The 18,144-nt window shown below is 72.3% G+C and carries 18 protein-coding genes; 8 read left to right on the top strand and 10 right to left on the bottom strand.

Annotated elements, in window-relative coordinates; translation table 11 throughout:
• Positions 1–227: 227 nt before the first annotated feature.
• Together O7543_RS08125 and O7543_RS08120 are read left to right on the top strand one after the other, a co-directional pair.
• Positions 228–1,079, top strand: a complete 852-nt coding sequence (locus O7543_RS08125; RefSeq protein ID WP_281567371.1) for an alpha/beta hydrolase — start codon at positions 228–230, stop codon at positions 1,077–1,079.
• A 40-nt stretch (positions 1,080–1,119) separates the two neighbouring features.
• Positions 1,120–1,437: a hypothetical protein gene (locus tag O7543_RS08120; RefSeq protein WP_281554402.1), complete on the top strand. Its 318-nt coding sequence runs from the start codon at positions 1,120–1,122 to the stop codon at positions 1,435–1,437.
• A gap of 197 nt (positions 1,438–1,634) precedes the next feature.
• Here the strand turns inward: O7543_RS08120 and O7543_RS08115 are convergent, their stop codons facing one another.
• Both O7543_RS08115 and O7543_RS08110 read right to left on the bottom strand, forming a co-directional pair.
• Positions 1,635–1,835 carry a DUF397 domain-containing protein gene (locus O7543_RS08115; protein ID WP_281554403.1) on the bottom strand — a complete coding sequence of 67 codons (201 nt, stop codon included), beginning with the start codon at positions 1,833–1,835 and terminating at the stop codon, positions 1,635–1,637.
• The gene (locus O7543_RS08110; protein WP_281554404.1) at positions 1,826–2,611 is read right to left on the bottom strand and encodes a helix-turn-helix transcriptional regulator; all 786 of its coding nucleotides are present in this window, start codon (positions 2,609–2,611) and stop codon (positions 1,826–1,828) included. The genes O7543_RS08115 and O7543_RS08110 overlap by 10 nt, the downstream gene beginning before the upstream one ends.
• Before the next feature lie 169 nt (positions 2,612–2,780).
• On the opposite strand from O7543_RS08110, the gene O7543_RS08105 reads away from it, so the two are divergent.
• Entirely contained in the window at positions 2,781–3,149 is a 369-nt protein-coding gene (locus O7543_RS08105; RefSeq protein ID WP_281554405.1) for a hypothetical protein, read from the top strand.
• 14 nt (positions 3,150–3,163) lie between these two features.
• On the opposite strand, the gene O7543_RS08100 is transcribed toward O7543_RS08105, so the two are convergent.
• Entirely contained in the window at positions 3,164–5,683 is a 2,520-nt protein-coding gene (locus tag O7543_RS08100; RefSeq protein WP_281567370.1) for a DEAD/DEAH box helicase, read from the bottom strand.
• Between the two features lie 53 nt (positions 5,684–5,736).
• The gene (gene trmB, locus O7543_RS08095; protein ID WP_281567369.1) at positions 5,737–6,465 is read right to left on the bottom strand and encodes a tRNA (guanosine(46)-N7)-methyltransferase TrmB; all 729 of its coding nucleotides are present in this window, start codon (positions 6,463–6,465) and stop codon (positions 5,737–5,739) included.
• Between the two features lie 54 nt (positions 6,466–6,519).
• On the opposite strand from trmB, the gene O7543_RS08090 reads away from it, so the two are divergent.
• From O7543_RS08090 to gndA, 4 genes are all read left to right on the top strand, one after another.
• On the top strand, positions 6,520–7,017 hold the full coding sequence (locus O7543_RS08090; RefSeq protein WP_281554408.1) for a hypothetical protein: 498 nt from the start codon (positions 6,520–6,522) through the stop codon (positions 7,015–7,017).
• Positions 7,018–7,045: 28 nt separating this feature from the next.
• The gene (locus O7543_RS08085) at positions 7,046–7,663 is read left to right on the top strand and encodes a class F sortase (protein ID WP_281567368.1); all 618 of its coding nucleotides are present in this window, start codon (positions 7,046–7,048) and stop codon (positions 7,661–7,663) included.
• A 140-nt stretch (positions 7,664–7,803) separates the two neighbouring features.
• A complete protein-coding gene (locus O7543_RS08080; protein WP_281554410.1) occupies positions 7,804–8,730 on the top strand; it encodes a pectate lyase in 927 nt (308 codons plus the stop codon).
• Positions 8,731–8,857: 127 nt separating this feature from the next.
• Positions 8,858–10,291 carry an NADP-dependent phosphogluconate dehydrogenase gene (gene gndA / locus O7543_RS08075; RefSeq protein ID WP_281554411.1) on the top strand — a complete coding sequence of 478 codons (1,434 nt, stop codon included), beginning with the start codon at positions 8,858–8,860 and terminating at the stop codon, positions 10,289–10,291.
• 110 nt (positions 10,292–10,401) lie between these two features.
• Here gndA and O7543_RS08070 read toward each other — a convergent pair whose 3' ends face one another.
• Together O7543_RS08070 and O7543_RS08065 are read right to left on the bottom strand one after the other, a co-directional pair.
• Positions 10,402–11,169, bottom strand: a complete 768-nt coding sequence (locus tag O7543_RS08070; RefSeq protein ID WP_281554412.1) for an exodeoxyribonuclease III — start codon at positions 11,167–11,169, stop codon at positions 10,402–10,404.
• A 59-nt stretch (positions 11,170–11,228) separates the two neighbouring features.
• Positions 11,229–12,146, bottom strand: a complete 918-nt coding sequence (locus O7543_RS08065; protein WP_281554413.1) for a PAC2 family protein — start codon at positions 12,144–12,146, stop codon at positions 11,229–11,231.
• A gap of 436 nt (positions 12,147–12,582) precedes the next feature.
• On the opposite strand from O7543_RS08065, the gene O7543_RS08060 reads away from it, so the two are divergent.
• Positions 12,583–13,545, top strand: a complete 963-nt coding sequence (locus O7543_RS08060; protein ID WP_281554414.1) for a hypothetical protein — start codon at positions 12,583–12,585, stop codon at positions 13,543–13,545.
• Positions 13,546–13,633: 88 nt separating this feature from the next.
• Here the strand turns inward: O7543_RS08060 and O7543_RS08055 are convergent, their stop codons facing one another.
• From O7543_RS08055 to O7543_RS08040, 4 genes are read right to left on the bottom strand one after another with little or no spacing between them, the layout of a single operon-like run.
• The gene (locus tag O7543_RS08055) at positions 13,634–14,491 is read right to left on the bottom strand and encodes a GDSL-type esterase/lipase family protein (RefSeq protein WP_281554415.1); all 858 of its coding nucleotides are present in this window, start codon (positions 14,489–14,491) and stop codon (positions 13,634–13,636) included.
• A 38-nt stretch (positions 14,492–14,529) separates the two neighbouring features.
• Positions 14,530–15,501 (bottom strand): NAD(P)-dependent oxidoreductase, encoded by a 972-nt coding sequence (locus O7543_RS08050; protein ID WP_281567367.1) that lies wholly within the window; start codon positions 15,499–15,501, stop codon positions 14,530–14,532.
• A complete protein-coding gene (locus O7543_RS08045) occupies positions 15,495–16,646 on the bottom strand; it encodes a cytochrome P450 (protein ID WP_281554417.1) in 1,152 nt (383 codons plus the stop codon). Before O7543_RS08045 ends, O7543_RS08050 begins: the two co-directional genes overlap by 7 nt.
• Entirely contained in the window at positions 16,639–18,129 is a 1,491-nt protein-coding gene (locus O7543_RS08040) for a class I adenylate-forming enzyme family protein (protein ID WP_281554418.1), read from the bottom strand. The genes O7543_RS08045 and O7543_RS08040 overlap by 8 nt, the downstream gene beginning before the upstream one ends.
• Positions 18,130–18,144 lie beyond the last annotated feature (15 nt).

Genomic DNA, 18,144 nt, shown 5'->3' with positions numbered 1-18,144 from the left:
GCGGCCAGCGATACCGTGCGTACGCTCGCGAGGTGAGGCTGGCGCACGTCATATCGCGGAATGACGTGCGCCAGCCTCACCTCGACGACGTCCTGGATCAGTACCGGGCGATGGTCGTCCCCGGCGGGCACCGCTCTGCTGGCACCTCTTCGTCCTTCGGTTGACAGTTCTAGCTAATACCATTAGCTTAAGAGATACAAGAATTAGCTCCCGGTCTGGAGGTCGTGATGACCGCGTACCTGTCCCTCGACGGCGGGCGCATCGCCTACGAGGTCACCGGGACCGGCGACGGCCCGCTCGTGGTCCTCGCGCCCGGCATGGGCGAGAGCCGTGCGGCGTACCGTTTCGTCGCCCCGCAGCTGGTCGCGGCCGGCTACCGGGTCGCCGCCACCGACCTGCGGGGCACCGGCGAGTCCAGTATCGGCTGGCCGTCGTACTCCCGTACCGACATTGCCGGTGACCTGGTCACGCTGATCCGGCACCTGGGTGGTCCGGCTGTGCTGGTCGGGCACTCGATCTCCGGCGGGGCGGCCACCATCGCCGCCGCCACCGCACCCGAGCTGATCACCGCCGTGGTCGAGCTCGCGCCGTTCACCCGCAAACAGTCGATCAGCCTCGGTGACCTGCGGGTCAAGCGGTACCGGCAGGGCATGAGCCGGCTGCTGGGGGCGGGCATGTTCGGCAGCGTCAAACAGTGGCTCGGCTACCTCGACGTCGCCTTCCCTGGGCAGCGGCCCGCCGACTGGGCCGAGCAGCTGGCTAGGACCGAGGCGCGCCTGCGCGAGCCCGGCCGGATGAAGGTGCTGCAGAAGATGGGCCAGTCCAGCCCGGCCGACGCCGGTGCGCAACTCGGCAATGTCCGCTGCCCCGTACTGATCATCGAAGGGACGCTGGACCCGGACTGGGCTGACCCGCGTGCCGAGGGCGAGGCGATCGTCGCGGCGCTGCCCGCCGGCCTGGGTACGGTGGCGATGCTCGACGGAGCCGGGCACTACCCGCACACCCAGTTCCCCGACCAGGTGGTCGCGCTCATGCTCCCGTTCCTGGCCGAGACGGCCGGTGCCGAGGGCCGGCCCTGACGGGTCTTCACCAGACAGTGCCGGATGACAGTATCGACAGATGGAAAGCTCGACCCGGGGCAACATCCGTACCGTCGCCGGTCTCGCCGGTGTCGCGCTGGCACTGGCTGTGGTCGTCAGCCTGGTGCCGCGCGACGAGCCGGAGCCGGCTGAGTCGTGGCGGCCACCCGCCGGTCACGTCGTCGTGGACACCGTCGACCTCGGTGACGACCGCGCGTTGCGGCTCTGGGTGAAACCGGGCAGCTGGTACGTGCAGCGCCTGGTCGACGGCGAGCACGAGGCATTCACCGGCGCCGGGGGCGGGGGTGATCAGTTCACCGTCGCCGAGGTGTGTCGGACGATCGGGGGTTGCTGGTGACCTCACTGGGCCCGGCCGACGTCATCCTTGCCGCCGAGGTGTACGTCCCGATCGCCGGGCGTGCCCAGTGAGGTCACCGTCATGATCACTTGACGTGCTGCAGGTCAGCTACCGGCGTGTCGGCCGAATTCTGCGCAAGTAATCACTCAGCTCTGGTCGCGGCACGCCACGCCACGCCACGGCGCGGCACGCCACGGCTAACGTGCGTCCGACCGGTCGGCCGTCGCCAGGTCGAGGAAGGCCGACCAGGCGGCCGGCGCGAAGGTCAGGGTGCCGCCGTCGCGGTCCTTGGTGTCCCGGACCAGCACCCGCCCAGGCAGGTTCTCGGCGACCTCCACGCAGCTTGTGCTGTCGCTGTGCGTGCTCTTGTGCCACCGGGGCGCGGTGCTTACATCCATCTCTCAGCCGTCCTCATGATCAGTTCTAGGCTCTGCGGGCCAGATAGAGCGTAGTCGCGGATGCTCTCCCAGGTACGTTCAAGGCTGGACGCGTCGTCCGGATTTTCCACCACTCGCCCCTGCAGGTACCCCTCCAGGTAGCCGACGGATCTGCCGTCGACGGTGGCGATGACGAACGGTCCGTCCAGCCCGGGGTACGCCCCGGCGTCGGCCGGCACCACCTGGACCCGGATGTTCGGCTGCTCGCAGGCGGCCACCACCGCTGTCAACTGTTCGTGCATCACGCACGGGTCGCCGACCCGCCGGTGCAGGACGCTCTCGTCGATGACCGCGACGAGCTGGCAGGAGTCGGGCTGCCGGTAGAGGATCTCCTTACGGCCGAGCCGGGTGGCCAACGCGACGTCCATCGCCTCGCCGCGCTCGCCGTATGCGAGCAGCACCGCACGGGCGTACGCCTCGGTCTGCAGCAGTCCGGGCAGCGCGAGGGGTTGGAAGACCCGGATGAGCGTTGCCTTGCCCTCCTGCTCGATGAACGGCCGGTACCAGACCGGGGCGCGTTCACCGACGACGAATTCGCGATAGAACTTCACGAACGCGGTGCCGAATGCCCGGTCCACCGCGCCCAGATAGTCGGGCAGTGCGGGCCGTTCGCCGCGTTCTATCGAGCCGACGTGTGACGTCGAAAAGTGGATGCGCTCGCCCCACGCTTCCTGGGTGAGGCCGAGCATTTCGCGGACGCGCCGCAGCTCACCTACCAGATACTCGCTCCCGCTCACAATACCTTCACATCCCTCAATTTGCCGCGACTGACCCATCTGATCTTGTGTCAGTCATCGAATAGCTACGCTCGGTCGCCGATCATCTTCCGCTCGTCGGTCCAAACAGTCCAGGGTGGAAGCAGATCAGGTCCGATCAGGGCGACAATTCCACCCAGGAGGAACGGAAATGCGAAACGACGGCATCGGCGGAACGCCGCGCCTGGCCCGGTACACCTCGATCGGTACGCCGCCGCGCGGCCGACTGACCGGGCCGAACCCGAACCGCTCGCCGTCGGTGCGCCGCAGCACGACCGAGTCGGTCGTGCTCCGGGCCCGCGACATCGTCACCACCCACCTGCCGAGCCGCGTCGGCGAGTGCCGGGTGTGCGGCGGCGTCGCGATGTGCGAACCGTTCGCCAAGGCGATCGCGGTCCTGGACCGTTGGGATCCGGTTCGGGCCCGGCGGGTCAGGTCGGTGCTGGAGTACGCGGGACTGTGGCCGGACAGCCACCTGCCGGAGGCGGCGCGGGATAGCGACGCCGACCGTCAGAGCTGACCGACGGCGGACGGTCAGAGCTGACCGACGGCGGTGACGTGCAGCACCGCGCTGCCCGCCTCGTCCGAGGCGGCGAGGTCCACCTCGGCGCTGATCCCCCAGTCGTGGTCCTCGGCCGGGTCGGCGAAGATCTGCCGGACCAGCCACCGCTCCCGCTCCTGCGTGATCAGCAGCAGCGCCGGTCCACGGGCGTCCGGTCCGGTGCCGATCTCGTCGTACTCGTCGAAGTACGGCTCCAGCGCGTCGGCCCAGGCGTCGGCGTCCCAGCCGGAGTCGGCGTCCAGCTCGCCGAGCTCGTCGTAGCGGCGCAACGCGGCCAGCTCCACCCGGCGGAACAGCGCGTTGCGGACCAGCACCCGGAACGCCCGCGGGTTGCCGGTGACCGCCGGTGGCCGGTCGTCGGCAACCACGGCGGCCTCGGGGTCATCGGTCGGATTGCGCAACCGCTCCCACTCGTCGATCAGGCTGGAGTCGACCTGGCGGACCAGCTCACCCAGCCACTCGATGAGGTCGATCAGCTCCTCGGTCTTGGCGTCGTCGGGCACCGTCTGGCGCAGCGCCCGGTACGCGTCGGCCAGGTACCGCAGCACCAGACCCTCCGACCGGGACAGCCCGTAGAAGTTGACGTACTCGACGAAGGTCATCGCCCGCTCGTACAGGTCGCGGACCACCGACTTGGGCGCCAGCTCGTAGTCGGCCACCCACGGATGCCCCTGCCGGTACGTCTCGTACGCCATCTCCAGCAGCTCGGCCAGCGGCTTCGGGTGGGTGACCTCGTCGAGCAGTTCCAGGCGGGCCTCGTACTCGATGCCGTCGGCCTTCATCTGCGCGACCGCCTCGCCGCGGGCCTTGTGCTGCTGCGCGGAAAGGATCTGCCGGGGGTCGTCCAACGTCGCCTCGATGATCGACAGCACGTCGAGCGGGTACGTCGGCGACTCCACGTCGAGCAGTTCGATCGCGGCCAGCGCGAACGGCGACAGCGGCTGGTTGAGCGCGAAGTCGAGTTGCAGGTCCACGGTGAGTCGGACCCGGCGGCCCTCGGCGTCCGGCCCGGGTAGCTGCTCGACCACCCCGCCGGCGCGCAGCGCCCGGTAGATGGCGATCGCCCGGCGGATGTGCCGGCGCTGCGCCGCCCGGTCCTCGTGGTTGTCGGTCAGCAGGTGGCGCATCGCGGTGAACGCGTCGCCGGGCCGGCTGATCACGTTGAGCAGCATCGCGTGGCTGACCCGGAAGCTGGAGGTCAACGGCTCCGGCTCGGCCTCGACCAGCCGTTCGAAGGTCGGCTTGCCCCAGCCGATCGACCCCTCCGGCGGCTTCTTGCGGACCACCTTGCGCCGTTTCTTCGGGTCGTCACCGGCCTTGGCGAGGGCCTTCTCGTTCTCGATGACGTGCTCCGGGGCCTGCACGACGACGGTGCCCAGGGTGTCGAATCCGGCCCGGCCGGCCCGCCCGGCGATCTGGTGGAACTCGCGGGCCTTGAGCAGCCTGGTGCGTACCCCGTCGTACTTGGACAGGCCGGTGAACAGCACCGTGCGGATCGGCACGTTGATCCCGACGCCGAGGGTGTCGGTGCCGCAGATGACCTTGAGCAGCCCGGCCTGGGCGAGGGTCTCCACCAGCCGGCGGTACTTGGGCAGCATGCCGGCGTGATGCACCCCGATGCCGTGGCGGACCAGCCGGGACAGGGTGCGTCCGAAGCCGGAGGAGAACCGGAAGTTGCCGATCGCCGCAGCGATCGCGTCCTTCTCCGCCCGGGTGCACACGTTGATGCTCATCAGCGCCTGGGCCCGTTCCAGTGCCGCCGCCTGGGTGAAGTGGACCACGTACACCGGGGCCTGGTGGGTGCTGAGCAGCTCTTCCAGGGTCTCGTGCAGCGGTGTCGTCGCGTAGGTGAACATCAGCGGCACCGGCCGCTGCGCCGAGGAGACCACGGCGGTGGCCCGCCCGGTCCGCCGGCTCAGGTCGTCGACGAACCGGGTCACGTCGCCGAGCGTCGCCGACATCAGCACGAACTGGGCCTGCGGCAGCTCGATCAGCGGCACCTGCCACGCCCAGCCCCGGTCCGGCTCGGCGTAGAAGTGGAACTCGTCCATCACCACCTGGCCGACGTCGGCCGCGGACCCGTCGCGCAACGCCAGGTTGGCCAGGATCTCGGCGGTACAGCAGATGATCGGCGCGTCGGCGTTGACGCTGGCGTCGCCGGTGAGCATCCCCACCTCGGACGCGCCGAAGATCTCGCAGAGCGCGAAGAACTTCTCCGACACCAGCGCCTTGATCGGCGCGGTGTAGAAGGTGACCCGGTCATCGGCCAGGGCCGCGAAGTGCGCGCCGGTGGCGACCAGGCTCTTGCCGGAGCCGGTCGGGGTGTTCAGGATGACGTTCGCCCCGGAGACGATCTCGATGAGCGCCTCGTCCTGGTGCGGGTACAGCTCCAGGCCACGGCCGGCCGCCCAGCCGGCGAACGCCTCGTAGACGGCGTCCGGGTCCGCGCCGCGCGGCAGCAGGTCGGTCAGGGTCGGGGCGGTCTGTGTCATGTCTGTCCATCCTGCCTGTCGCCGCCGCCGGCCGCCAACGTGGGTGACCGTCGTCAGCCGTCGGGCGTACCCCCGACGCGTTCGAAGACCAGGTCCAGCGCCGGTCGGCCGGCGCGGACCCCGCGCCGTTCGAACTTCGTCTCCGGCCGGTACGCCGGCCGGGGCGCATACCCGTCGTGCAGGTTGCGCAGCTGCGGGTCGGCGGTCAGGGTGGCCAGCATCGCCTGGGCGTACGGCGCCCAGTCGGTGGCGCAGTGCAGCCGCCCGCCGGGCCGCAGCCGGGAGCGCAGCAGCGCCACGTGCTCGGGTCGGACCAGTCGCCGCTTGTGGTGGCGCGCCTTCGGCCACGGGTCGGGGAAGAACGCGTACACCGCGTCCAGGCTGCGTTCGGGCAGGCAGCGGCGGGCCAGGTCGAGGGCGTCGCCGGTGGCGACCCGGACGTTGGTCAGCGCGTGCTGTTCGATCAGCGCCAGCAGGTTCGCGATGCCCGGGGTGTGCACCTCGACGGCCAGGTAGTCGCGGTCGCGGTCGGCCGCCGCCATCGTCGCGGTGGCGTCGCCCATGCCGAAGCCGATGTCGAGCACCACCGGTGCCGTCCGGCCGAACAACGCCGCCGGGTCCAGCGGCGCCGGCAGGTCGTCAACGACGGTCCGGTATGCGGCGGACAGCCGGTCGAGCGCGTCGTGGTGTCGGCCGCTGAGCCGTCCCCGGCGCGGGTGGTAGGTGCGGATGCTCACGTGGCGACAGCCTATATCCGACACCGAGCGTGTCCGGGGTGTCATCCAGGGCTGCGTGGTGAGAGGATCCCGGCAGCGTCGCGGAGAGGATGGTGACCGATGCCCGTACGCCGTTCACTGGCCACCGCAGGGCTCGGCGTGACCCTCGCGGTCGTCGCCGGGCTGCTCGGCGCGGCCCCGGCCCGGGCCGCCGACGTGTTCGTCGATCTCAATCCGAGCACGGTGGAGTCCGGTTACCTGGTGGGCATCCGGGCCAGTTGTACCGACAACACCGCGCCGGCCACCGTCGAGTCCGACGCGTTCGGCACGGTCGAGGTGCGGCCGCAGTTCGAGGAGCTCACCGCGGCGGTGACCGTGCCGGCCGAGACGGAGGCGGGCAGCTACCGGGTGCGGTTGACCTGCCCGGACGACCGGTCGGCAGCCACCACGCTGTACGTGCTGGACCCGACCCGGCCCAGTCGTGGCCCGGCCACCGGCTTCGGTGGCACGGCCGGTGACGACGGTGCCGGCGGCCTGCTGACCGGGGTCGGCGTGATCGCTCTGGCCGCCGGTGCGGTGCTCGGCGTACTGACCCTGCGTCGGCGCCGGTCGGCCTGACCAGGCGCGGCAGGGGAGGGGACGGGCCGTGGCGAAGGGCGGTGGCCGGGGCTGGACCGGGCCGGCTGCGATCGTGCTGGTGCTGGTCGGGCTCTTCGCGATCGGGTCCGGCGGCGACGGCGACTGGCGGGACATCCTGGCCGGTGGCAACAATCCGCCGCCCCGGGAGTTCCCGGTGCTGGAGCCGAGCCGGCCGATCCGGATCGCCGTCCCGTCGCTCGACATCCGCGCCCCGGTGCACTCGGTCGGGCTCGCCGACGACGGGTCGATCGCCGTACCGGCGCTGCACCGGCACAACCAGGCCGGCTGGTACGACGGGGGACCGACGCCCGGTCAGTTCGGGCCGGCGATCATCGTCGGGCATGCCGACACCCGGGACGGGCCGTCGGTCTTCCATGATCTGGCCGACATCGAGCCGGGGGCGACCGTCGAAGTGACCCGGCGGGACCGGGTGGTGGCCGTCTTCGAGGTCAACTCGGTCGAGCACTTCGGCAAGGACGAGTTGCCGGTCGAGCAGGTGTACGGCGACTACGCCCGACCCGGCCTACGGATGATCACCTGCGGTGGCGAGTGGCTGGGCGACGGCATCGGGTACGCGGACAACATCGTGGTGTCCGCCTCTCTGGTGTCGACGAGGAAGGCCTGAGGTGCCACTACGAACAGTGATGAACTGAGCGGTGGTCGGGGTACGTGTTCGCAGACATGACCTCAACAGCCAAGCCCAGACCGTCCCGAGTCGCTCGTAAACCCGTCCTGGTCGCTGGCGCTGCCGCTACCGCTGGGATCATGCTGGCGGTGACCGCAATGGCCGGAGCGGAAACGACGTCACCGGCAGCCGGTGAACCGGCTAGCACTTTCGCGGCCGAGCTCGTCGGATGGGCGACACAGAACGGTGGTACCACCGGTGGCGCCGGCGGCGAGACCGTTCAGGTGGACAGCGTGGCGGCGTTCACCGAGGCGGTGACCGACGGGCAGGCACGGGTGGTTGAGGTGACTGGAGCGCTCGCGCTGCCCGACATGACGCCCGTGGGGTCGAACAAGACGATAGTGGGGGTCGGCGGCGATGCGACCATCACCGGCGGCGGCCTTACCCTGAGTGAGTCGACCAACGTCATCATTCAGAATCTGACCTTCGACGACTGGAACGACGACGCGATCAACATAGAGGACGAGTCGACCAATGTCTGGGTCGATCACAACAGCTTCGGTGTCGGCTTCGACGGCGCGGTCGACATCAAGCGCGGCTCGGACTTCATCACGGTGTCCTGGAACCGCGTGACCGGCCACAACAAGGTGATGCTGCTGGGCCACTCGGACAACAACGGCGCGCAGGACATCGGCAAACTGCGGGTGACGTACCACCACAATTTTTTCGAGGGCACTGTGCAGCGCAACCCTCGTGTGCGATTCGGCAATCCGGTACACGTGTTCAACAACCTCTACCAGGACGTGTCCGGCTACGGCGTGGCGTCCACCGAGGACGCGGGGGTGCTGGTCGAAGGCAACGTGTTCGTCGGCGTCGACGACCCGTTCCACCTGGCCGAGGCAGCATCCGGCCCCGGCACCTTGATCGCCCGGGACAACCTGCTACTCGATTCGGGCACCGGAGAGGCCGGTGGCGACGTCGCTGACATCCCGTACGCGTACCAGCTTGATCCAGCCTCGGAGATCGAGGCGCTGGTGACCGCCGGGGCGGGAGCTGGCCGGCTGTAGGCCGCCCCGGCCGACCTCCGGGGCGGCCGGTGGAGCGTGCCCCCGTCGCCACCGGCTGCCCCGGAGTGTCCCGCCATCCGGAAGGCGGAAAGATGGTCAGCACACCCAGCAGCACCGAGGAGGATTCATGAGCCAGACGGCGCAGATCGGGGTCACCGGTCTGGGGGTGATGGGCCGTAACCTGGCCCGCAACCTCGCGCGGCACGGCCATGTGGTGGCGGTCCACAACCGGTCGGCCGGCCGGACCAAGGAGATGATGGCCGAGTTCGGCCACGAGGGCACCTTCCTGCCGGCGGAGAGCCCGGCCGAGTTCGTCGCCTCGTTGGAACGCCCCCGCCGCGTGGTGATCATGGTCAACGCGGGTGCCGCCACCGACGCGGTGATCAACGAGTTCGCGCCCCTGCTGGAGCCGGACGACATGATCATCGACGGCGGCAACGCCCACTTTCTGGACACCCGTCGGCGGGAGGCGGAGCTGCGCGAGCGCGGGCTGCACTTCGTCGGCACCGGCGTCTCCGGCGGCGAGGAGGGCGCCCTGCACGGGCCGAGCATCATGCCCGGTGGTTCGGCCGAGTCGTACGCCGCGCTCGGCCCGCTGCTGGAGGACATCTCGGCCAAGGTCGACGGTACGCCGTGCTGCGTGCGGATCGGCCCGGACGGTGCCGGCCACTTCGTCAAGATGGTCCACAACGGCATCGAGTACGCCGACATGCAGCTGATCGGTGAGGCGTACGACCTGCTGCGCCGCGCCGGCGGGCTCACCCCGGCGCAGATCGCCGACGTGTTCCGCAGCTGGAACTCCGGTCGGCTCTCCTCGTACCTGATCGAGATCACCGCCGAGGTGCTCGGCCACACCGACGCCGTCACCGGCAAGCCGTTCGTCGACGTCGTGCTCGACCAGGCCGGCCAAAAGGGCACCGGCCGGTGGACCGTGCAGGGCGCCCTCGACCTCGGGGTGCCGGTGAGCGGCATCTCCGAGGCGGTCTTCGCCCGGTCGCTGTCCGGCCACGCCGACATCCGGGCCGCCGCCGCCGACCTGCCGGGCCCGGTGGAGAGCTGGGCCGGGTCGGCCGACGAGCTGATCGCCGATGTCGAGCAGGCGCTGTACGCGTCGAAGATCGTCGCGTACGCGCAGGGTTTCCACCAGATCCAGGCCGGCAGCGCCGAGTACGACTGGGACATCGACCTTGGCGCGGTGGCCCGGATCTGGCGCGGCGGCTGCATCATCCGGGCCGCGTTCCTGGACAAGATCCGGGCGGCCTACGACGCGGCGCCGCAGCTGCCGACGCTGCTGACCGACGGGTACTTCGCCGAGGCCCTAACCGGTGCCCAGCTGGGCTGGCGTCGGGTGGTTGCCACGGCGGCGCAGGTCGGGGTGCCGGCTCCCGGGTTCGCCTCCGCGTTGGCCTACTACGACGGGCTGCGCGCGCCCCGGTTGCCGGCCGCCCTGATCCAGGGGCAGCGGGACTTCTTCGGCGCGCACACCTATCGCCGGGTCGACGCCGAGGGCAGCTTCCACGTGCTGTGGGCCGACGACCGCAGCCAGGTCGAATCCCGCTGATCCGACCCGGCCGTCCGGTTCGCCGTGGCGGGCGTGCCCCGTCAGCCACGGCGACCGGCACCGGCGGCCGGTGTCAGCGACCCCGGTGTCAGTGCCCCGGCACCGCGGGCTCAGTCCAGGTCGACGACGACCGGGGCATGGTCGGACGGGGTCGGGCCCTTGCGGGCGTCGCGGTCCACGTAGGCCGCCCGGACCCGTCGGTTGACGGTGCCGCTGGCGTAGACCAGGTCGATCCGCATGCCCATGTTCTTCGGGAACATCCCGGCCCGGTAGTCCCAGTAGGTGTACGGGTGCGGGCCCTTCATCGGCTGCGGCACCACGTCGACCAGGCCGAGGGCGAGCAGGTCGGCCAGCGCGGCCCGTTCGGCCGGGGTGACGTGGGTGGAGCCGGCGAAGACCGTCGGGTCCCATACGTCGGCGTCGGTGGGCGCGACGTTGAAGTCGCCGCAGATCAGCAGATCGGTGGCGGCCTCTGCGGCGAGCGCGCGGCGCAGCCCGGCCAGCCAGTCCAGCTTGTAGGTGTAGTGCGCCGAGTCGGGGCTGCGCCCGTTCGGCACGTACACCGACCAGACCCGGACCCCGGCGCAGGTCGCCGCGACGGATCTGGCCTCCGGCAGCGGGAAGCCGGGCTCGGCGTCGAACCCGGACCGGACGTCGTCGAGCCCGACCCGGGACAGCACCGCGACGCCGTTCCAGCGTCCGTCGCCGTGCGCTGCCACCGCGTAGCCGAGGTCACCGACCTCGGCGGTCGGGAACGCGGCCGCCGCGCACTTGGTCTCCTGCAGACACACCACGTCCGGGGTGGTGTCGGCCAGCCAGCTGAGCAGCCGGTTCAGCCGGGCCTTGACCGAGTTGACGTTCCAGGTGGCGATCCGCACCCGGCCAGCGTGCCACAGTACCGGCCGGGTGACCCGGGGGAGGGCCGCCCCCGGGCCGGTCAGCCGGGCAGGTCCCCGGGCCGGGTCTGCTCGGCGAGGAAGCGCTCCAGCTCCGCGCCGAGCTCGTCGGCGGTCGGCAGCGGCCCGCTGGACTCGGCGAGCAGGTTGGTGCCGGACCGACCCCGGGTGAAGCTGTCGTACTGCTCCTCCAGCGCACTGACCAGGGATCCGGCCTCTTCGGTCTGGGCGACCTGCCGGTCGATGTCCTCCCGGACCGCCTCGGCAGCGCTGTGCAGCTGCTCGGTGGGCAGCAGCAGACCCGTGGTCCGCGAGACGGAGTTGAGCAGTAGCTCGGCGGCGGCCGGATACTCGGCCTGGGCCACGTAGTGCGGGACGTGCACGGCGAAGCCCACCGCGTCGTGGCCCTGCTGACCGAGGCGGTACTCCAGCAGGTGCCCAGCGCTGCCTGGCACCTGGACCCGCTGCAGCCAGGGTTCGTAGCCGCTGATCAGCTCGCGACGGCTGGCGTGCGCGGTGACCCCGGTCGGCCGGGTGTGCGGCACCGCCATCGGGATGGCGTTCAGCCCGATCGTGGTGCCGACGTTGAACTGGCGGTGCACCGCGATCGCCGCAGCGGTGAACCGTTCCCACTGCAGGTCAGGCTCGGGGCCACCGAGCAGCAGGAACGGCGTGCCGGCGTCGTCACGCATCAGGTGGACTTCGAGCCGGGGCTCCTCGTAGTGCTCCCAGTGGTCCTCGACGAAGAGCATCACCGGCCGGCGGGACCGGTAGTCGAGCAGCTGGTCGATGTCGAAGGTGGCCACGACCTCGTGCTCGAGGGAGGCGAGCAGGTGTTCACGGGCGAGTCGGGTCGCGTTGCCGGCGTCGACGAAACCCGTCATCGCCTGGATCAGCACCGGCTGACCGAGCTCGGGCACCTCGTCGACGACGTCGTAGAGCTCGTGTGGGTCGAGCACCGGGCGCAACCTCCTCAGAACGGTACGGCGGGTACGGCATCTCCAATTGCGGCAACGCTAGTCCCATGCCGGCGCATTCCGGTTTCCGGGCGTCGATCCGACGCGGCGGACTACTCACGGTCCGGTAGCGGACACGACAAGTCGGCAGTCGCTGGTCGGCTCCTGCCTGTCCGGGGGATGCCGCATTCGGCGGGACGGGTGATGCCCGCCGGTCGGACGGGGGAGTGGCGGGGTGGTGGCGGGAGGTGGTCAGTTAACAGGTGATGCAGGCTGTAGTAAACAATGATGGGCGAAATATCGTTTACCGGCGGTTTGCCGTGATCGACGTGTCATGCCGATGTCGCTGAGGGATCGCCCGATTACCTGGTGAAGAATTGTGGTGTCCATCACAAAATCACCCTGGGTGATCGAGCTGCGGTCTGCCTAGCCTCGTCGAATGCCTGATGACGACACCACAAGGAGCGAGGACACCACCCTGAGTCGCGATGACCGTTCGGCTGATGTCCCCTCGGACACCACGCCGACCGGCGCGGCCCGGGCCGTCGCCCGGTGGGAGCGCCTTCGCAACCGGCTGCCCGCCCTGTCATACCCACACTCCGCCCGACCAACCCTCCCATCGCTCGGAGCTACCCTGCGTCACCGCCCCAATGCCCGGACGGCGCTGGCCGCCGCCGTCGTCTGCGCCCTCGGCGTAGTCGCGGCGGTCGAGTCGACCGCCGATTCGCCGGCGGCGACCGGGCCGGCTCCGGCCGCTGCCGAGGCCGACCTGCAGCGCCGGGCCGACGCGGCCGACGCCGCGTCCCGGGCCCAGCGCCCCGAGCCCGGCGAAGGGGAACCGGCGGCCGCCGCCGCAGCCCAGGCCGCTGAGACCACCGAAGCACCGGCCGACCCGGACGTCGCCGCTGCGGAGCCCACCGAGACCGCCGAGCCCGCCCCGGAACCGACCTCGACCACCGTCGCCCCGGTCGCCGGGCTGTCCCAGGTGCAGATGGACAATGCCACGGCCATCGTCGACGCCGGCCTGGCGTTGCAACTGCCGCGCCGGGCCATGGTGATCGCGGTGGCCACCGCGATGCAGGAGTCGACCCTGCTCAACCGGGCCAGCGAGGTGCTGCCGGAGTCCAAGAACTACCCGCATCAGGGCACCGGCTGGGACCACGACTCGGTCGGACTGTTCCAGCAGCGCACCAGCACTGGCTGGGGGGCGGTGGCAGACCTGATGAACCCGACCTACTCGGCGACCCAGTTCTATCTGGCCCTGCAGCGGGTGGCCGGTTGGGAACAGCTGCCGTTGACCGTCGCCGCCCAGGCGGTGCAGGTCTCGGCGTACCCGGGGCACTACGCCCAGCACGAGGCCGCTGCCGACGCCGTGGTCACCGCGGTGCTCGCGGCCCGCTGAGTACCGCCTGTCCCGTTCCGCCCGTCCCACGGACCGACCGGAACACCGGTCACGCCCTTCGGCGGCGTACGCCGCCAGCGGCCCTTGGTCACCCGGCCAGGCCGCTGGCGGCGTACGCCACTTCGGCCAGCAGGTTCTGTCCGTCGGTGTCGGGGTGGAAGTAGTCCAGCCGGTTCAGCTGGTCCACGGTGAACCGGGTGTCGTGCACCGCTCCGTCGTCGAACCGGCACCGGTCGCCGTACGCCCGGCAGACCCCGGCCAGCTCCCGGTTGTACGCCGCGACCCGGTCGCGTACCGCCGCCCGGCGCTGTGTCGCGGCCTCGTCGGTCGCTGTGGCGTCGGCCAGCAGCGACGGACACACGCCACGGTCCCAGGCCCGCACCACCCGCTCCTCGCCGTGCCCGATCTCCCACAGCCGGTACAGGTCGGGGATGCTCAACACCAGGACCTTCGCCTGCGGTAGCCCGTCGCCCAGCACCCGTAGGGCCCGGTCGACGTCGTCCCGGAACGCCGCCGCCGAGGTCATGTCCTGCGGTGTCGCCCGGCACACGTCGTTCGCGCCGATCAGCACCGTCACGTACTGGGCCGAGACGTCCACCGCCGACGCGGCCTGGTCGGCCAGCGCCGCCGCCCGGGCCCCCGGCACCGAGAAGTCGTGCTCCTGCCCCTCCATAGCGGGATTGATCTCGGCGATCCGTTGGTAGAGGCTCTCCACCCGGAAACCGTCGCCGGTGGACCACGAGTTGCGCCGGCAACTGGTCAGTACGATGCAGGAGCCGTACCCGGCGGTGATCGAGTCGCCGAGCGCCGCCATCGACGACGGCAGGTCGGTGCCAGGTGGCGGCGGTGCCGGCGTGCCCGGCCCGTCGCCGTCCTCGCCGGCTTCGCAGGCCAGCGCCACGAGGGCGCAGACAGCGGCGGCGCCGGCCACCCAACGTCGGTGCATCCGGACCTCCAGCGAGACGGAAAGCGACGGAAGGGTAACTATATGCGTCGGCGTGGATCTGGCGACACCCACCGGCCCCGGTGGGTCGACAGCTCCGCCAGGAACTCGGGCAGGGTCCGCCGGGGCACCCACCCCTGGGCGTACGCCCGACCCAGATCCAGCACCGTGCCGTACGCCAGCTGCTCCACCGCGTACCGGGTCAGCCGCCCGGTGCCCGGCACCCCCAGCCGGGTCACGCCGCCGGCCAGCGCCGCAGCGCCCAGCGCCACCGGAACCGGCACCCGCAGCGGCCGCGCCGGTCGCCCAGCCGCCGCCAGCACCCGGGTGACCACGGCGTCGCGGGAGTACGGCGTCGCGTCGGCCACGTTGTACGGTCCCGGTGGCCAGCGCAGCGCCGCCAGGCAGGCGTCGGCCAGGTTCTCCACCGCCGTCAGGCTCAGCGCCACGTCCGGACCGGGCACCGGCACCCGACCCCGCCGGACCGCGGCCAGCAACCGGGGCAGCAGATGCGGGTCGCCGGCTCCGTACACGGCCCGGGGCCGCAGCACCACCGCGTCGGCCGCCAGCGCCAGCCGCTCCCCGGCGGCCTTGGTCCGCCCGTACCCGGTGGGCTGGCCGTCGGTCGGGTGATCCTCCCGGATCGCGACGCCGTGCCGACCCGGCCGGTAGACGCTGGCGCTGCTCACCCAGACCACCGGCCGGTCGGCCGCCGCCCGCAGCAGCCGGGCGGTGCCCGCCACGTTCACCGCGTGGTACGCGGCCTCCGCCGCCGCGCCCGGCGGCGGATCCCCGACCGCCGCCGCCAGATGCACCACGACGTCGACGCCCCGCAGGTCTGGAACCTCCCGGGCGGCGTCCCACGGCACGTGCCGACCCACCGGGCCGGGTCGACGGCCCACCGCCACCACCTCGGCACCGGCCGCTGCGGCGGCCCGTGCCACCGCCGATCCGCAGAAGCCACTGGCACCGGTCACCGCGACCCGCAGCCCGGCCAGCCGGATGCTCACCACCGGGTCGCCCGGACCGTCAGCCGGGCCCAGCCCGGCAGCGCCGAACGCCGGTCCACCCGCGCCCCCGTCACCACCGGCCGGTACGGGGCCAGCGCGGCGAGCACATCGTCGAGCTGGGCGTGGGCCAGCCGGGCACCGGGGCAGTGGTGCGCCCCGGTGCCGAACACCAGATGCCCGACCGCCACCGGCACCGGCACATCCGGATTCGGGTGCGGCGCATCGGCGCGGGCCGCGTGCCGGGCGACCAGCAACAGCCGGTCGCCGGCCCGCAGCCGGGTACCCGAGCGCAACCGGCTGCCGGCCCGTCCGGCGGTGCCGGCCAGCTCGGCGGCACCCGCCACCACCCGGGGCAGCACCGGGCTCGGCGCGGTCACCCGCAGCAGCTCCGACACCAGCACGGCCCGCGAGTCGGCGCGGTCCGCCGCCGGCCACAGCCGGTCGTCGGCACACCAGGCGACGGCCCGGGGGATCGCCGCCACCGTGGTGTTGACCGAGGCGACGGCCAACATGCCGGCCCGGGCCGCCTCGTCCGCCGGACCGCCGAGCAGCCGGGCCAGCTCGGCGGCGGCCGACGCCGTGGCGGCGCGGTCCCGGGCGGCCCGGCCCGGCCAGCGCAGCCCGGGCAGATGCTCTCGGGCTGCGTGCGCCGCAGCGGACCTGGCCGCGGCGGTCAACGCGTGCGCCGACACCGACACGTCCAGCATCGCGGCGGTACTCGCCCCGGCCAGCTCGGCCACCAGATCGACGACATCCACCTCGGCCCCGTCGCCCAGTGGTACCAGCCGCCGCCGCAGCACGTCCAGCCAGACCGGGCGTAGCCGGACGACCCCGTCGGCGCCGTACACCGACGCGGCGGCCCGGCGGGTCCGCCGGTGCCCGGCGCCGTCCTGGTCGAACAGGAACCCATCGCCGCCGGTGGCCCGGCGTGCCGTCCCGGCGGTGGTCCGCTCGGCCGAGCGGTCCAACGGGACCCGACGCAGCGCTTGGGCGAACGGCGCGGCGTCGTGCACCAGAACGGTCCGGCCGATCCGGCGCACCGGCGCGCGTCGGGTCGCCGCCAACAGGGCGAACAGCACCGGATGGCTACCCAGGTAGACCAGCCGGTCCCGGCGGCGGCCCCGCCGGGTCGGTCGCTGTTCATCCATCGCCGGCCACCCGCGCCGCAGCTCGCGCCGTTACCTGCGCCGCCACCTGAGCCGCCGCCTGCCGGTCCGGCTTGCGGGACCGCCCGGCCAGCGGAACCCGGGCGAACACCACCCGGTCCGGCCGGGCCGATCCCATCCGGTCCAGCACCGGCCGCAACGCGACCCGCAGCCGGGCCCGGTCGGCGCCCGGCTCCGGCTGCACCACGGCCACCAGCCGTTCGTCCCCGTCGTCGGCCGGCACGCCGACCAGCACCGCCAACGCCACCCCCGGCACGTGCAACGCCGGCTCGTACAGGCCCGGGTAGATGTTCTCCGCCGCCCGCAGCACCATGTCCTTGCACCGGCCGGCGAGCACCAGCCGGTCGCCGTCGAGCCGGCCGACGTCGCCGGTGGCCACCTCGGCCATCGGCGGTTCGCCGAGGTACCGGTCGGCCTGCCCCGGACCGGACAGTCGCACCTGCCCGGTGTCGTCGACCCGGGCGGTCACCCCCGCCAGCGGCCGGCCCACCAGGTCCCCGTCGGCGGCGTACCCGCGCTTGTCGGCCTCCTCAACGGCTGCGGCCGGGAACAGTTCGGTCAGCGCGTACACCCCGTACGCCCGGTCCGCGCCGGCCCGCTTGACCCGGCCCAGCAGGGCGGCGCTGACCGGGGCCGAGCCGCTGAACACCCGCCCGGTCAGTCGGGGCGAGTGCTCCAGCACCGCGCGCAGTTGCGGTGGTGTCAGGTACGTCGCCTGCGGCCGCAGCCGGATCAGCTGCCGGGCCAGCAGCGACGGCGACCGGGCCGGCAACGCCACCGGCGCGCCGGCCGCCAACGCCGGCACCAGCACGAAGAACGTGCCGCCCAGCACCGGCACATCGGGCTGCGGGCCGACCAGCCCGGTCACCGCCCGCATCCCGGCGGACAACCCGGCCCGGGTGTGCACCACCGCCCGTGGCCGGCTGGTCGTCCCCGAGGTGAAGACGATCACCGCGTCACCGTCGCCGTCGAACGCCGCTGGTAGCGGGCCGGTGCCCGCCGGCAGCGCCGGCGCGCAGCCCGGCAACCGGCGCCCGACCGTACGGACCGGGGCGATCCGGGTCAGATCCGGCAGCGCCAGGTGCGCGCGGCGGGCCAGCGGACCGGCCCAGCCGGCCACCGCCTGCGCCACCGAGTCGGCCAGCACCAACGCTGGCTCGGCCACGGCGAGCCGGGCGGTCAGCACATCCGGACCGGCCGTCGGGTCCAGCACCGCCACCCGCACCCCCAGGTGGTACGCGGCCAGCAGTACCGCCAGCGAGCGGAGGCCCGGGCGTACCGCCAAGCCCAGGGTGTCCCCGGCGGCGAGCCCGTGCCGGGCCAGCGTGGCGGCGTACCGGTCGGTGAGACCGGTCAGGTCACCGGTGGTGGCCCGGACCCGGCAGCGGCCGGTCAGTGCCGTGGCGGTCAGCACCGCCGGCCGGTGCGGGTCGGCGCGCAACGTGGCCGCGAGTCGGTCCAGCATCAGCGGCCTCCGTCC

This window comes from Solwaraspora sp. WMMA2080 (assembly GCF_027497395.1).
GTDB lineage: Bacteria > Actinomycetota > Actinomycetes > Mycobacteriales > Micromonosporaceae > Micromonospora_E.
This window is presented reverse-complemented; position numbering and strand designations above follow the sequence as displayed.